Raw genomic sequence first — 13,334 nt, forward strand, 5'->3', positions numbered from 1 at the left:
TTGTTCCTTCTCCCGTTGGGAGAAGGCAGTACTTCGCAACCGTACCTCACCCCAACCCCTCTCCCGGTGGGAGAGGGGCTCAAATCAAAAAGCGCGAGGCAGCTCCCTTTTCCCATCGGGAGAAGGTGGCACGAAGCGCCGGATGAGGGGGCGCCGCAACGCACTGGAAGATGGCAGCCATGACGCGCGCGTCGCTACGCGCCAGCCAGGGCAAACCATTTTGCTTCACCAGCACTTCGCAACCGTACCCTCACCACAACCCCTCGCCCGGCGGGAGAGGGGCCTACTCAATTAGGTGACCTGATGAAATTGTGTGACTTTGAAGTCGGCCTGGATCAGCCGTTGTTCCTGATTGCCGGCCCCTGCGTGATCGAGTCGATGCAGTTGCAGCTCGACGTGGCCGGCAAGCTCAAGGAGATCACCGGCAAGCTCGGCGTCAACTTCATCTTCAAGTCGAGTTTCGACAAGGCCAATCGCACCTCCGGCACCAGCTTCCGTGGCCCGGGCCTGGAAGAAGGCTTGAAGGTGCTGGACGCGGTGAAAAAGCAGATCGGCGTGCCGGTACTCACCGACGTGCACGAATACACCCCGATGAACGAGGTCGCGGCCGTTGTCGACGTGCTGCAGACCCCGGCGTTTCTGGTGCGCCAGACCGACTTCATCAAGAACGTCTGCGCCGCCGGCAAGCCGGTGAACATCAAGAAGGGCCAGTTCCTGGCGCCGTGGGACATGAAGCCGGTGGTGGACAAGGCCAAGTCCACCGGCAACGAGCAGATTATGGTCTGCGAGCGTGGCGCGTCCTTCGGCTACAACAATCTAGTCAGCGACATGCGCTCGCTGAGCGTGATGCGCGACGCCGGCTGTCCGGTGGTGTTCGACGCCACCCACTCGGTGCAATTGCCGGGCGGGCAGGGCAGCAGTTCCGGTGGTCAGCGCGAGTTCGTGCCGGTGTTGGCGCGCGCGGCGGTGGCGGTCGGGATTTCCGGCCTGTTCGCCGAAACCCACCCGGATCCGTCCAAGGCGCTGTCCGATGGTCCCAATGCGTGGCCGCTGGATCGCATGGAAGAATTGCTCGAAACCCTGATGGAGCTGGACACCGTCACCAAGAAGCACGGGTTTGCGCGCTTTGCGTGAGTTTTGATCGACGCGTAGCCGTTGCAGCGCACCGCCAGGATCGGCGGTGGCGCCACTGGCCGTGGGGCTGGTGGGCACTGGCCACGTCGATCGCGGCGTGGGCGTGCCTGGCGGTCGTGGCCGTTCTGTTTACCGCCAGCATCGGCATGCCGGGCGATGGCGACCATGCCATGCAAGCCACGCGGCTGCCGCTGCGCATCACGGCGATCATGGCCACGACGGCCGCCGTCGGGAGCCTGGTCACCGGCTCGGCTGCGTTGCGGTTGGGTCGCCAGCCGGGCGCAGCGATCGCCGCGCTGATCTTGCTGTTGATCTTGCTGCTGCTGTCTGGTGTGTCGCTGCTGGGCTTGATGGCGTAGCGGTCCGCCTGCGACGTGCTGCGTGTAGCGGCGACATGCGATTTGGCAATGGACCGGTGTGCAGCGATAATCCGGCAGCTTGTTTCCGGTGTACTTCCCCCCTTACTGGTAACCGAACGGACCTATGACCACTATCGCCAAGATCCTCGCCCGCGAAATCCTCGACTCTCGCGGCAATCCCACGCTGGAGGCCGAAGTCACGCTGGACGACGGTTCGTTCGGCCGCGCGGCCGTGCCGTCGGGTGCCTCGACCGGTACCAAGGAAGCGGTGGAGCTGCGTGATGGCGACAAGACCCGTTACCTGGGCAAGGGCGTGCGCCACGCGGTGGACAACGTCAACGGCACCATCGCCGAGACGCTGAAGAACTTCGATGCGGCCGACCAGCAGGGCCTGGACCGTCGCCTGATCGATCTGGATGGCACCGAGAACAAGGGCCGCCTGGGCGCCAACGCGCTGCTGGGTGTGTCGCTGGCTGCCGCGCATGCCGTTGCCGCCTCGCGCAAGCAGCCGCTGTGGCAGTACCTGTCCACCATTACCGAATCCGACGTGGCGCTGCCGGTGCCGATGATGAACATCATCAACGGCGGCGCGCATGCCGACAACAACGTCGACTTCCAGGAGTTCATGGTGCTGCCGGTCGGCTGCAGCTCGTTCTCCGAAGCGCTGCGCGCAGGGACCGAAATCTTCCATTCGCTCAAGTCGGTGCTCAAGGGCCATGGCCTGAGCACGGCGGTGGGCGACGAAGGCGGCTTTGCGCCGGACTTCCGCAGCAACGTCGAGGCGCTGGACACCATTCTCGAAGCGATTGGCAAGGCCGGTTACACCGCCGGCGAAGACATCATGCTGGGCCTGGACGTGGCCTCCAGCGAGTTCTACGACAACGGCAAGTACAACCTGGTCGGCGAGAACAAGCGCCTGACCAGCGAGCAGTTCGTCGATTTCCTGGCCGACTGGGTGGCGCAGTACCCGATCATCAGCATCGAAGACGGCCTGGCCGAAGACGACTGGGCCGGCTGGAAGCTGCTGACCGAGCGCGTCGGCAAGAAGGTGCAGCTGGTGGGTGACGACCTGTTCGTCACCAACCCGAAAATCTTCAAGCAGGGCATCGATTCGGGCACCGCCAACGCGATCCTGATCAAGGTCAACCAGATCGGTACGCTGACCGAAACGCTGGAAGCCATCGCGATGGCGCACGCGGCCAACTACGCCTCGATCGTGTCGCACCGTTCGGGCGAGACCGAAGACACCACCATCGCCGACATCGCCGTGGCCACCACCGCCACGCAGATCAAGACCGGCTCGCTGTGCCGCAGCGACCGCGTCGCCAAGTACAACCAGCTGCTGCGCATCGAGCAGGCGCTGGGGTCCGGCGCGCGTTACGCCGGCCGCGACGCGTTCGTTTCGATCAAGCGATAAGCCGTGCGCAACTGGCGCTGGCTACTGCTGGTGCTGGCGGTACTGCTGGCTTGGCTGCAGTACCGCTTCTGGTTCGGGCCTGGGAATTCCGGTGAAGTCATGATGCTGGAAGCCCAGGTTGCGCATCAGACACAAGACAACGAAGGTCTGCGCCAACGCAACCAGGCGTTGGCAGCAGAGGTGAAGGATTTGAAGGACGGCGAGGCGGCAATCGAGGAACGCGCGCGCAGCGAACTGGGCATGATCAAGCCGGGCGAGACGTTCTATCGCGTGGTCGAGGATGCGCCGCTGCCGGCCCCTGCATCGCCCGACGCGACGCCCCCCGCACAACAAGCGCCTGAGCCGATCGATCCGGTGGATCACCCATGACCGGGTCCATCTGGGCCATCGTGCCGGCCGCCGGGCGCGGCGCCCGTTTTGGCGGGCCGCTTCCCAAGCAATATCTGCCGGCCGGCGGTCAGCCGCTCATGGCGTATACGCTCGCGGCACTGGCGGCGCATCCGGCGCTGGCCGGCATCATGGTGGCAATTGCCCCTGGCGATGCCGATTGGCCCGGCTGGACCGCGGTACAGTCCAAGCCCGTGCTGACCTGCCTGGGCGGGGGAACCCGCGCAGCCTCGGTGCTGGCTGGCGTGCTGGCCCTGCCCGAAAGCGTGCGTGCCGACGATTTCGTACTGGTGCATGACGCCGCGCGGCCGAACCTGGCCCTGGCCGATCTGGACCGCCTGCTGGAAATCGGTCGCGGCGATCCGGTCGGCGCAATCCTGGCCGCACCGGTGCGCGACACGCTCAAGCGCGCTGGCGACGATGGCGGTATCGACGGCACCGAACCGCGCGAACGCCTATGGCGCGCACTCACCCCGCAGCTGTTTCGTCGCCATCAACTGATCCGTGGACTCACCGAAGCCGCGGCGGCCGGTGTCGAGGTCACCGATGAAGCGATGGCGATGGAGCGGATGGGGCTGCGCCCGTTGCTGGTGGAAGGCGCCGAAGACAACTTCAAGGTGACGACCCCTGCGGATCTGGCGCGCTTCGAATTCGAATTGGCACGCCGCGGCATGACCGTCGATGCCGATGCGCTGCCGGCGCAGGTCGCCGCTGCATCGGTCAACCCGCGCGCAGCTGCAGCGCAGCCCGCTACGGTCGGTAACGGCAACGACGCCTCTGAGAGCGGATAAGGCCACTGCGTTCACAGCCAGGAAGGCGCGAGAGCTGTGGCGGCACGGCATCTACGACGCGTTCGCTGCCGCTCCATGCGCGCTGCCCGTGTCTGACTGCCGACCGCTCGCTACGTATTATTTTCCACTTCAATCATCACAGGCCCTGCATGTCCTTCAATTTCCGAATCGGCCAAGGCTATGACGTGCACGCGTTCGGCCCTGGCGACCACGTGATGCTGGGCGGCGTGCGCGTGGCGCACAGCCATGGCGTGCTTGCCCATAGCGATGGCGATGTGGTGTTGCACGCCCTGTGCGATGCGATGCTGGGCGCGCTGGCGCTGGGCGATATCGGCCGGCATTTCCCGCCTTCCGATGCGCGTTGGAAAGACGCCGATAGCGCGCAGTTCCTGCAGCATTGCGATGGCTTGCTGCGCGAACGCGGCTGGCGAGTGGGCAATGCCGACATTACCGTGATCTGCGAGCGCCCCAAGGTCGGCCCGCATGCGCTGGCCATGCGCGAGCGCATTGCCGGCCTGTTGGCGATCGAACTCGATGCGGTCAGCGTCAAGGCCACCACCAGCGAACAATTGGGTTTCACCGGCCGCGGCGAAGGCATCGCCGCACAGGCCACGGTGTTGCTGGGCAGGATCGCTGCATAATTCTTGTCCCGCACATGCAGCGCTTGGCGCCGAAGCCGGCGCCGATGCTGCCAGACGCAATCACCGCGCCGAACCACTCGGCGCATAGCGCGCCAGCTCCGGCGCGAAGGCGAACCCCACCATGAGCGAGACCTCTTTGCTGCCGCGTGCGCATGGCGCCGCCGTGCTCAGCGCAGCGATGCGCAGCACCCCGGACGATTTTCAGGTCGACGAGCTGCCGGCATTCGAGCCCTCCGGCGAAGGCGAGCATCTGCTGCTCACCGTGCGCAAGCGTGGCCAGAACACGGCCTATATCGCCAAGAAGCTTGCGCACTGGGCCGGCATCGCCGAGATGGGAGTCAGCTATGCGGGCCTGAAGGATCGCCATGCAGTGACCACCCAGCGCTTTAGCGTGCATCTGCCCAAGCGCATCGCGCCGGATATCGCCGCGCTGGATGACGCGCAGATGCAGGTGGTCCACAGCACCTGGCACAACCGCAAGCTGCAACGCGGTGCGCTGCACGGGAACCGCTTCGTGCTGACGCTGCGCCAGGTGCAGGGCGAGCGCGAGGCGATCGAGCAACGGCTGCAGGCGATTGCTGCGCGCGGCATCCCCAATTGGTTCGGCGAACAACGCTTCGGTCGCGATGGCGCAAATGTGGCGGCCGCGCTGGCGATGTTCGGTCATGTGCAGGCTGCCGACGGAACGTTGCTGCCGGCGCCCGCATCCAGGCGGCGGCTGCGCAACGATCAGCGCTCGATGTTGCTGTCGGCAGCGCGTTCGGCCCTGTTCAATCGCGTGCTCGGTGCACGCGTGGCGCAGGACAGTTGGGATAGCCCGCTGCAGGGCGAGGCGTGGATGCTGGACGGCTCGCGCAGCGTGTTCGGCCCGGAGCCTTGGAGCGAGGCCCTGGCAGAGCGACTGGCGCGTTTCGATATCCATCCCAGCGGGCCGTTGTGGGGCGCTGGCGAGTTGCGCTCGGCCTATCAAGCCGCAGCGGTGGAGCAGGGCGCGTTGTCCGACCCGCTCTCCATGGCGCTGCGCCAGGGCCTGGAAGCTGCGGGATTGAAGCAGGAGCGCCGCGCGCTGCGCTTGCGTCCGCAGGGTCTGGATTATCGATGGCTGGAGTTGCAGACCCTGCAATTGGAGTTCGCGCTGCCACCTGGCTGTTATGCCACTGCAGTGCTGTGGGAATTGGGCGATATCACCGACGCCGGTCGCTTCAACGACGGCGTGCGCGCCGACGCATGATCGCGCGCGGCAGCATGGACGACGCCCCAATCAAGCTGTGCGCAGGAGCGGCCTCGGCGGTCACTGAGGCGACAGTGACCGGTCGCGGCCCCACGAAACGATAGCCAGCTGCACACGGCGCACAACAGGAAGTAGCTCGCGTCGGACCAGCCATGCGCGACAATCCTTCCAGGCAGCACGTCGCCACGCGCAATCGCTGCCGTTTGGCATCACTCGCGCGCAACCATCGGCCTATCGCCGCGCCAGCAATACCAGCAGCGCCCCGGTACCGCCCTGCGTCGGCGGCGCCGAATGGAACGCCAGCACATCGTTGCGTTGACGCAGCAGCCGGTCCATGAGGTTCTTCAGCACAGGCGCACCGTTGTCCGATTGCAGGCCCTTGCCGTGGATGATGCGCACGCAACCATGTTCGTGCGCGTGTGCTTCCAGCAGGAACTGACGCAGCAACGATTCGGCCTGCGCTGCGGTGGCGCCGTGCAGATCCAACTCGTCCTGCACCGAGAATTGCCCGCGTTTGAGCCGTTGAAACAGGCGGGTGGGAAGATTCTCGCGCCGATAGCTGGCGGTATCGCCCGCTTCCAGCGGCGCGCTGTCGCGCAGCAGGCGCGCAAATTCGGTGTGCGCTTCGGCGTCGTCGCGCTCGGCCATGCGCGCGCGCGGCTTGGGGCGCGGCTTGGCGTTGGCCGGTGGGGCGACTTCACGAATCGGCTTGACCGCGCCGATCGCTGCGCGGAACAAGGCGCCGTCGTCTTCGTCTTCAGGATGCGACATCTGCACAGCGTACCTGGTCCAAGCGCAGACGCACGCGAAGATCAAGCGCGAAGGCGCGGGACGCATCCGGTATCATGGCCCGGTTTTCCGAGGAGTCCCATGCGCGTACTGGTTAGCAACGACGACGGTGTCGACGCCCCCGGCATCCAGATTTTGGCCGAGGCGCTACGCCATGCCGGTCATGAAGTGATGGTGGTCGCGCCCGACCGCGACCGCTCCGGCGCCAGCAATTCGCTGACGCTGGATGTGCCGATCCGCACCCGCCGCATCGACGCGCAGACCTGCGCGGTGGCCGGCACGCCCACCGACTGCGTGCATCTGGCGCTGACCGGCATGCTGGATTACGACCCGGATATCGTGGTCTCCGGCATCAACAACTCCGCCAATCTGGGCGATGACGTGATCTATTCCGGCACCGTTTCGGCCGCGATGGAGGGCCGCTTCCTGGGCTTGCCTGCAGTGGCGGTGTCGCTGGTCACGCTGAATCACCAAGCGCACAACTACGAAACCGCCGCACGCGCAGCCGTGGAAATCGTTGCGCGGTTGAAGGCCGACCCGTTGCCGGCCGACACCATCCTCAACGTCAACGTGCCGGATCTGCCCTGGTCGGATGTGCTCGGTTTCGAGGTCACCCGGCTCGGCAACCGCCACCGCTCCGAGCCGTGCGTGCCGCAGCGCGACCCGCGCGGCCGCACCGTGTACTGGATCGGCCCGGCCGGTCCCGAGCAGGATGCCGGCGCCGGTACCGACTTCCACGCGGTGCGCACCGGGCGGATTTCGATCACCCCGATCCATGTCGATCTCACCCGTTACCAGGCGCTGGAGACCGTGGCCGGCTGGGTCGGCGGCCTGACCGCCGCGCTGGACGGCCCGGCATGACGCCCAGGCTGCGCCTGCAACCGGAATCGGTGGGGATCGGCATGACCTCGCAACGCGTGCGTGACCGTCTGGTCGAGCGCCTGCGCGAAGCCGGCATCCAGGACGAAGCCACGCTCAACGCGATGCGTACCGTGCCGCGGCATCTGTTCATCGATGAAGCGCTGGCCTCGCGCGCCTACGAAGACACTGCATTGCCGATCGGCCATGGCCAGACCATTTCCCAGCCCTGGGTAGTGGCGCGCATGACCGAAGCGGTGCTGCAGGTGACCCCGAGCAAGGTACTCGAAGTGGGCACCGGCTCCGGCTACCAGGGCGCGATCCTGGCGGCGCTGGGGTTGGAGGTCTACACGGTCGAGCGCATCGGCGACCTGCTGCGGCAGGCGCGCAAGCGCTTCCGGCACCTGGGCATGAATGTGCGCAGCAAGCACGATGATGGCCGCATCGGCTGGCCCGAGCATGGCCCGTACGATGCCATCGTGGTGACCGCTGCTGCACCGGCGTTGGTCGATGCGCTGGTCGATCAGCTGGCAGTCGGCGGGCGCCTGGTCGCGCCGGTCGGGGGGGCTTCCTCGCAATCGTTGGTGCAACTCACCCGCGCGGCCGATGGTGCGATCGAACAACAGGTTCTGGCCCCGGTCACGTTCGTCCCGCTGTTGTCGGGCATGCTGGATTGAATCCATGAGAGTTATTCGATGAAGATTTTCGGGCCGTTGTACGACGTGGCCATCCGTTGGTCGCGCCATCGCCGCGCACCTGCGCTGCTGACCGGTCTCAGCTTCGTTGAGGGCTTCATCTTCCCGGTGCCGCCGGAAGTGATGTTGGCACCGATGTCGCTGGCCGAGCCCAAGCGCTCGCTCTGGTTTGCGACCTTGAGCCTGCTCGGCTCGATCTGCGGCGCCCTGGTCGGTTATCTGTTGGGCCATTTCGCTTTTGCCGCGCTGCAGCCGCTGATCGAATGGCTGGGCTGGAGCGCGAAGATCCAGCAGCAGATCGAAACCCTGCGCACACTGGTGGCCGATTCGCCGTGGAAGGCGTTCTGGGCGCTGGTCCTGGTCGGGTTCACCCCGATTCCGCTGAAGATCTTCACCTGGGCCTCGGGCGTGGTCGGCGTGCCGATCCTGCCATTCATCGCCAGCATGTTGGTCGGGCGCGGCAAGCGCGTGTATCTGGTGGCCGGCGCGATCCGCCTGGGCGGGGCGCGGGCCGAAGCGGCGCTGCACCGCTGGATCGAGCCGCTGGGCTGGGTGGCAATGGCGGTTTTGGCGGTCGGCGCAGGCTGGTTGGTGTGGAAGACAACGAACGGATGAGCAAGACGCAGATGAATTCGGCACGCAAGACAGCAGTCATGCTCGCAGTGGCCATCGGACTGACTGCCTGTAGCAGCGCAACCGTGGTGCGTTCGCCCGGAGCAAGCGGTGGCGGGTCGTCGTCGCGCCCCAGCGCCGCGCCGCGCCCTTCGGTGCCGCGTCCGGGTGCCACGGTCACCGTGCAGCGCGGCGATACCCTGTACGCAATCTCGCGCCGGACCAATATCACCGCCGCGGATCTGGCCGCCTGGAATGGCCTGTCTTCCCCGAACACCATCTATCCCGGCCAGACGCTCAAGTTGTATCCGTCCGGTACCAGCAAGCCGGGTGGCAGCGCGCCGGTGGCTGGCGGCACCGTGGCGCCGCCGCGCCCTGCTGCGCCGATCGCCGCACCGGTCAGCAGCGGATTTTCCTGGCGTTGGCCGGCCGATGGCGTCGTGGTGGGCACCTTCGTCACTGGCGAAACCACCAAGCAGGGCGTAGACATCGCCGGCACCAGCGGCCAGGCCGTGCGTGCCGCGGCCGACGGCGTGGTGGTGTATTCCGGCGCCGGCCTGGTCGGCTATGGCGAGCTGATCATCATCAAGCACAACGACCAGTGGCTGTCCGCGTACGGTCACAACCGCAAGCGCCTGCTCAACGAAGGCCAGAGCGTCAAGGCGGGGCAGCAAATTGCTGAAATGGGCCGCAGCGGTGCCTCTCGCGACATGTTGCACTTCGAGATCCGCTACAACGGCAAGCCGGTCGATCCGCTGCTGTATTTGCCGAAGAAGTGAGATTGGGGAGTCGGGATTCGGTATTCGGGATTCGCAACGGCCCTGGGCTGTTCGTATCCGGATAGAGAGTGGGTTCTTCGGACTCACCACTTGGTGACCGATTGACGTTCTAGTCTGGTTTGGCGATTGAAGCGCAGCTTGCTGAAGCCCGCTCTTACAAATCCCCAATCCCGATTCCCGAATCGCGTCCCAAGCCATTCAGCCCGGCAGCACCATCGCCAACGCCACTCGCCGGCCTTCGCTGGCCAGGACGTTGTAGGTGCGTGCGGCGGCGGCATTGGTCATCGCCTCCAGGCCGATGCCGCGGGTCAGGCAGGCCGCCAGCACGTCGGTCTTGGGAAATAACTGGCGTTCGCCGGTGCCGAGCAGGATGACGGCTGGGCTGAGTGCCAGCACCGCCTCCATGTGGCTGGCCTGGAGCTGCTCCAGCGTCTGGACCGGCCAGTGCGCCACCAGCTCATCGGGCATCAGGATGAAGCTCTGCTGCAGGATCTGGTCGTTCACCTTGGCATGGCGGCCATCGGCCGCACGCAGCGCGTAGGTGTAATCGGGATGTTCCTGGCTTAAAGGCATGACGAACTCGTTGGCTCAGCCGCGCGGCAGCACGATCTGGCGCTTTTCCTTGCTGGGGCGGTACAGAATGGCGACGTGGCCGATGCGCTGTACCAGCGCACTGCCGGTCTGCTCGATCAGCTCGGCAATCAGCGCATCACGTGTCTCGCGATCCTCCGATGCCACCTTCACCTTGACCAATTCGTGGCGCTCGAGCACTTCCTCGAGTTCTGCCAGAAATGCCGGCGTAACCCCTTTGCCGCCGGTCTGCAGCAAGGCTTTGAGGTCGTGGGCCTGACCGCGCAGGAAACGGTTCTGGGCGGAGGTGAGAACAATGGACATGCAGGATCGAAGGGAAGCAAAGGGTGTTCAGGGTATCATGGCGACCCGTTCGGACCCCTTTGCCAATGCCTTCCCGCAGTAAAAGCAGCCAGCGCTGGCTCAAGGAACACTTCGCCGACCCTTACGTGAAGAAGGCCCAGGCCGAGGGCATGCGCTCGCGCGCGGCCTACAAGCTGGAGGAATTGCTGCAGCGCGACCGCCTGCTCAAGCCGGGCATGGTGGTGGTCGATCTGGGCGCGGCGCCGGGTGGCTGGTCGCAACAGGTGCGCAAGTCCATGGGCGACAGCGGCCGGGTGGTGGCGCTGGATATCCTGGACATGCCGGCCCTGGCGGGCGTGGAATTCCTTCACGGCGACTTCAGGGAGCAGGCCGTCCTATCCCAATTCGAAGCGATGCTGGGCGATGTGCCGGTGGACCTTGTGCTGTCGGATATGGCCCCCAATAAGAGTGGCATGGATGCGGTCGACCAACCGCGGATGATGCACCTGGCGGAGCTGGCCATGGAATTTGCCGACACCCATCTCAAGCCGGGCGGGGCATTTTTGATCAAGCTGTTCCAGGGTGTCGGGTCAGACGACTACATTCGCGAGCTCCGCCGCCGCTATGAGAAGGTGACGATTCGCAAGCCGGCGGCCTCGCGCAAGCGCTCCCCGGAAGTTTATGCGCTCGGTCAGGGCAAGCGTGTCCAGATCAAGTAAGCTGCCAATGACCATCGTATTTCAAGCATCGAAGAGTAGAGGGCACCGGAGCCAATGAGGATGAACGACTTGACCAAGAATCTGCTGCTGTGGGTGGTCGTCGCAGTTGTGCTGATGGTTGTCTTCCAGAGCTTCTCGCCGCGGATGGCGGGCGGCGTCGGTGCCGACTCGATCACCTACACCCAGTTCCTGAAGGAAGTGGACTCCGGGCGCGTCAAATCGGTGGATTACACCGATGAGACCAACCTGGCCGTCAACGCGATCCGCTTCAAGCGCACCGACGGCAGCGAAGCTACCGTCTACGGTCCGCGCGACGACAAGCTGGTCGACGTGCTGTACAGCAAGAACATCGAAATGACCCGCCAGAAGCCCTCGACCGGCCCCGGCTTCTGGTCGCTGGTGCTCAATTTCCTCCCCGTCATCCTGATCATCGGCTTCTGGCTGTTCATCATGCGCCAGATGCAGGGCGGTGGCGGCGGCGCGAAGGGTGCGATGAGCTTCGGCAAGTCGCGCGCCAAGCTGCAGGGCGAAGACCAGATCAAGATCACCTTTGCCGACGTTGCCGGTTGCGACGAAGCGAAGGAAGAAGTCGGCGAATTGGTGGACTTCCTGCGCGACCCGACCAAGTTCACCAAGCTGGGTGGCAAGATTCCACGCGGCGTGCTGATGGTCGGCCCGCCGGGTACCGGTAAGACCCTGCTCGCCAAGGCGATCGCCGGCGAGGCCAAGGTGCCGTTCTTCTCGATCTCCGGTTCGGACTTCGTCGAGATGTTCGTCGGCGTCGGTGCCAGCCGTGTGCGCGACATGTTCGAGCAGGCCAAGAAGCACGCGCCGTGCATTATCTTCATCGACGAAATCGATGCGGTGGGCCGTCATCGCGGCGCCGGTCTTGGTGGCGGGCATGACGAGCGCGAGCAGACCCTGAACCAGTTGCTGGTCGAGATGGACGGTTTTGAGGGCGGCGAAGGCGTGATCGTGATCGCGGCGACCAACCGCCCCGACGTGCTGGATCCGGCATTGCTGCGCCCGGGCCGGTTCGACCGTCAGGTCGTGGTTGGCCTGCCGGACGTCAAGGGCCGCGAACAGATCCTGCGCGTGCACATGCGCAAGCTGCCGCTGGCCGACGATGTCGTGCCGATGGTCATCGCCCGCGGTACCCCGGGTTTCTCCGGCGCCGACTTGGCCAACCTGTGCAACGAAGCCGCGTTGTTTGCGGCGCGTGGCAGCGAGAAGGAGGTCCGCATGGACCACTTCGACCGTGCCCGCGACAAGATCCTGATGGGTGCCGAGCGCCGCTCGATGGCCATGAGCGAGGACGAGAAGACCCTCACCGCGTATCACGAGGCAGGCCACGCCATCGTCGGCCGCCTGGTGCCGGAGCACGACCCTGTCTACAAGGTGACCATCATTCCGCGCGGCCGCGCCCTGGGCGTGACGATGTACCTGCCGGAAGGCGATCGCTACTCGATGAACCGCGTGGCGATCGAGTCTCAGCTGTGCTCGCTGTATGGCGGCCGTGTTGCCGAAGAGTTGATCTTCGGCGGCGACAAGGTCACCACCGGTGCGTCCAACGACATCGAGCGTGCTACCAAGATGGCGCGTAACATGGTCACCAAGTGGGGCCTGTCCGACGAGCTTGGCCCGGTAGCCTATGGCGAGGAGGAGGATGAGGTGTTCCTGGGTCGTTCGGTGACCCAGCACAAGAACGTCTCCGACGAAACCGCGCGCAAGATCGACGAAGTCGTGCGTTCGATCTTGGACAAGGCGTACAGCAAGACCAAGACCATTCTCACCGAGAATCTGGACAAGCTGCACGCGATGTCGCAGTTGTTGCTGCAGTACGAGACCATCGACGTGCCGCAGATCGACGCCATCATGGAAGGCCGCGAGCCGCCGCCGCCGGCGGGTTGGGGTAAGTCCGACAAGGACGGTGGCAATAACAACGACAAGGGGAGCCCGCGTCCATTGCCGCCCATCGCCGGACCCGCCGAGCAACTCTAAGCCGGCCATGTACTGATCTGCGAGGCATCCATCAAGGCCGGGGAGCGA

At 65.3% G+C, this 13,334-nt stretch carries 16 protein-coding genes; 13 read left to right on the plus strand and 3 right to left on the minus strand.

The genetic code is table 11. The features are described from left to right. The first annotated feature begins 303 nt into the window (after window positions 1–303). The 7 genes from kdsA (at window position 304) to truD (ending at window position 5,960) form a co-directional block, all read left to right on the plus strand. Window positions 304–1,134: a 3-deoxy-8-phosphooctulonate synthase gene (gene kdsA, locus ACCQ00_RS08835; RefSeq protein WP_039570088.1), complete on the plus strand. Its 831-nt coding sequence runs from the start codon at window positions 304–306 to the stop codon at window positions 1,132–1,134. Window positions 1,135–1,250: 116 nt separating this feature from the next. Then, window positions 1,251–1,493, plus strand: a complete 243-nt coding sequence (locus ACCQ00_RS08840) for a hypothetical protein (protein WP_039570146.1) — start codon at window positions 1,251–1,253, stop codon at window positions 1,491–1,493. A gap of 124 nt (window positions 1,494–1,617) precedes the next feature. Continuing rightward, window positions 1,618–2,910, plus strand: coding sequence for a phosphopyruvate hydratase (eno, locus tag ACCQ00_RS08845; RefSeq protein ID WP_039570090.1), 1,293 nt, complete (start codon window positions 1,618–1,620; stop codon window positions 2,908–2,910). A gap of 3 nt (window positions 2,911–2,913) precedes the next feature. Further along, window positions 2,914–3,279: a cell division protein FtsB gene (ftsB, locus tag ACCQ00_RS08850; protein ID WP_017155096.1), complete on the plus strand. Its 366-nt coding sequence runs from the start codon at window positions 2,914–2,916 to the stop codon at window positions 3,277–3,279. After that, complete coding sequence (ispD, locus tag ACCQ00_RS08855; protein WP_039570092.1) at window positions 3,276–4,088, plus strand: 2-C-methyl-D-erythritol 4-phosphate cytidylyltransferase; 813 nt, start codon at window positions 3,276–3,278, stop codon at window positions 4,086–4,088. The genes ftsB and ispD overlap by 4 nt, the downstream gene beginning before the upstream one ends. Before the next feature lie 149 nt (window positions 4,089–4,237). After that, entirely contained in the window at window positions 4,238–4,729 is a 492-nt protein-coding gene (gene ispF, locus ACCQ00_RS08860; protein WP_017155098.1) for a 2-C-methyl-D-erythritol 2,4-cyclodiphosphate synthase, read from the plus strand. 121 nt (window positions 4,730–4,850) lie between these two features. Then, a complete protein-coding gene (truD, locus tag ACCQ00_RS08865; RefSeq protein WP_039570094.1) occupies window positions 4,851–5,960 on the plus strand; it encodes a tRNA pseudouridine(13) synthase TruD in 1,110 nt (369 codons plus the stop codon). Between the two features lie 231 nt (window positions 5,961–6,191). On the opposite strand, the gene ACCQ00_RS08870 is transcribed toward truD, so the two are convergent. Further along, the gene (locus tag ACCQ00_RS08870; RefSeq protein WP_017155101.1) at window positions 6,192–6,731 is read right to left on the minus strand and encodes a Smr/MutS family protein; all 540 of its coding nucleotides are present in this window, start codon (window positions 6,729–6,731) and stop codon (window positions 6,192–6,194) included. Between the two features lie 99 nt (window positions 6,732–6,830). On the opposite strand from ACCQ00_RS08870, the gene surE reads away from it, so the two are divergent. From surE to ACCQ00_RS08890, 4 genes are read left to right on the plus strand one after another with little or no spacing between them, the layout of a single operon-like run. Then, the gene (gene surE, locus ACCQ00_RS08875) at window positions 6,831–7,610 is read left to right on the plus strand and encodes a 5'/3'-nucleotidase SurE (RefSeq protein WP_017155102.1); all 780 of its coding nucleotides are present in this window, start codon (window positions 6,831–6,833) and stop codon (window positions 7,608–7,610) included. Continuing rightward, window positions 7,607–8,284 (plus strand): protein-L-isoaspartate(D-aspartate) O-methyltransferase, encoded by a 678-nt coding sequence (locus ACCQ00_RS08880; protein ID WP_017155103.1) that lies wholly within the window; start codon window positions 7,607–7,609, stop codon window positions 8,282–8,284. Before surE ends, ACCQ00_RS08880 begins: the two co-directional genes overlap by 4 nt. 18 nt (window positions 8,285–8,302) lie before the next feature. Next, complete coding sequence (locus tag ACCQ00_RS08885; RefSeq protein WP_039437768.1) at window positions 8,303–8,917, plus strand: YqaA family protein; 615 nt, start codon at window positions 8,303–8,305, stop codon at window positions 8,915–8,917. Continuing rightward, entirely contained in the window at window positions 8,914–9,693 is a 780-nt protein-coding gene (locus tag ACCQ00_RS08890; RefSeq protein ID WP_039570097.1) for a peptidoglycan DD-metalloendopeptidase family protein, read from the plus strand. Before ACCQ00_RS08885 ends, ACCQ00_RS08890 begins: the two co-directional genes overlap by 4 nt. Window positions 9,694–9,891: 198 nt before the next feature. Here the strand turns inward: ACCQ00_RS08890 and ACCQ00_RS08895 are convergent, their stop codons facing one another. Both ACCQ00_RS08895 and yhbY read right to left on the minus strand, forming a co-directional pair. Then, window positions 9,892–10,266, minus strand: a complete 375-nt coding sequence (locus ACCQ00_RS08895) for an Mth938-like domain-containing protein (protein ID WP_017155106.1) — start codon at window positions 10,264–10,266, stop codon at window positions 9,892–9,894. Window positions 10,267–10,281: 15 nt separating this feature from the next. Then, window positions 10,282–10,587, minus strand: a complete 306-nt coding sequence (gene yhbY / locus ACCQ00_RS08900; protein ID WP_005915020.1) for a ribosome assembly RNA-binding protein YhbY — start codon at window positions 10,585–10,587, stop codon at window positions 10,282–10,284. 65 nt (window positions 10,588–10,652) lie between these two features. Here yhbY and rlmE point away from each other — a divergent pair, with 65 nt between their 5' ends. Further along, on the plus strand, window positions 10,653–11,285 hold the full coding sequence (rlmE, locus tag ACCQ00_RS08905; protein ID WP_005915021.1) for a 23S rRNA (uridine(2552)-2'-O)-methyltransferase RlmE: 633 nt from the start codon (window positions 10,653–10,655) through the stop codon (window positions 11,283–11,285). A 60-nt stretch (window positions 11,286–11,345) separates the two neighbouring features. After that, complete coding sequence (ftsH, locus tag ACCQ00_RS08910; protein WP_003481854.1) at window positions 11,346–13,286, plus strand: ATP-dependent zinc metalloprotease FtsH; 1,941 nt, start codon at window positions 11,346–11,348, stop codon at window positions 13,284–13,286. Window positions 13,287–13,334 lie beyond the last annotated feature (48 nt).

This window comes from Xanthomonas sp. NCPPB 3761, assembly GCF_041475705.2.
In the GTDB taxonomy this organism is placed as follows: Bacteria; Pseudomonadota; Gammaproteobacteria; order Xanthomonadales; family Xanthomonadaceae; genus Xanthomonas; species Xanthomonas phaseoli.

Bases quoted from the DNA above. Each gene is read 5' to 3' on its own strand.
- kdsA (WP_039570088.1), top strand. From the start codon at position 304: ATGAAATTGTGTGACTTTGAAGTCGGCCTGGATCAGCCGTTGTTCCTG.
- eno (WP_039570090.1), top strand. From the start codon at position 1,618: ATGACCACTATCGCCAAGATCCTCGCCCGCGAAATCCTCGACTCTCGC.
- ispD (WP_039570092.1), top strand. From the start codon at position 3,276: ATGACCGGGTCCATCTGGGCCATCGTGCCGGCCGCCGGGCGCGGCGCC.
- ispF (WP_017155098.1), top strand. From the start codon at position 4,238: ATGTCCTTCAATTTCCGAATCGGCCAAGGCTATGACGTGCACGCGTTC.
- truD (WP_039570094.1), top strand. From the start codon at position 4,851: ATGAGCGAGACCTCTTTGCTGCCGCGTGCGCATGGCGCCGCCGTGCTC.
- ACCQ00_RS08870 (WP_017155101.1), bottom strand. From the start codon at position 6,731: ATGTCGCATCCTGAAGACGAAGACGACGGCGCCTTGTTCCGCGCAGCG.
- surE (WP_017155102.1), top strand. From the start codon at position 6,831: ATGCGCGTACTGGTTAGCAACGACGACGGTGTCGACGCCCCCGGCATC.
- ACCQ00_RS08880 (WP_017155103.1), top strand. From the start codon at position 7,607: ATGACGCCCAGGCTGCGCCTGCAACCGGAATCGGTGGGGATCGGCATG.
- ACCQ00_RS08885 (WP_039437768.1), top strand. From the start codon at position 8,303: ATGAAGATTTTCGGGCCGTTGTACGACGTGGCCATCCGTTGGTCGCGC.
- ACCQ00_RS08890 (WP_039570097.1), top strand. From the start codon at position 8,914: ATGAGCAAGACGCAGATGAATTCGGCACGCAAGACAGCAGTCATGCTC.
- ACCQ00_RS08895 (WP_017155106.1), bottom strand. From the start codon at position 10,266: ATGCCTTTAAGCCAGGAACATCCCGATTACACCTACGCGCTGCGTGCG.
- yhbY (WP_005915020.1), bottom strand. From the start codon at position 10,587: ATGTCCATTGTTCTCACCTCCGCCCAGAACCGTTTCCTGCGCGGTCAG.
- rlmE (WP_005915021.1), top strand. From the start codon at position 10,653: ATGCCTTCCCGCAGTAAAAGCAGCCAGCGCTGGCTCAAGGAACACTTC.
- ftsH (WP_003481854.1), top strand. From the start codon at position 11,346: ATGAACGACTTGACCAAGAATCTGCTGCTGTGGGTGGTCGTCGCAGTT.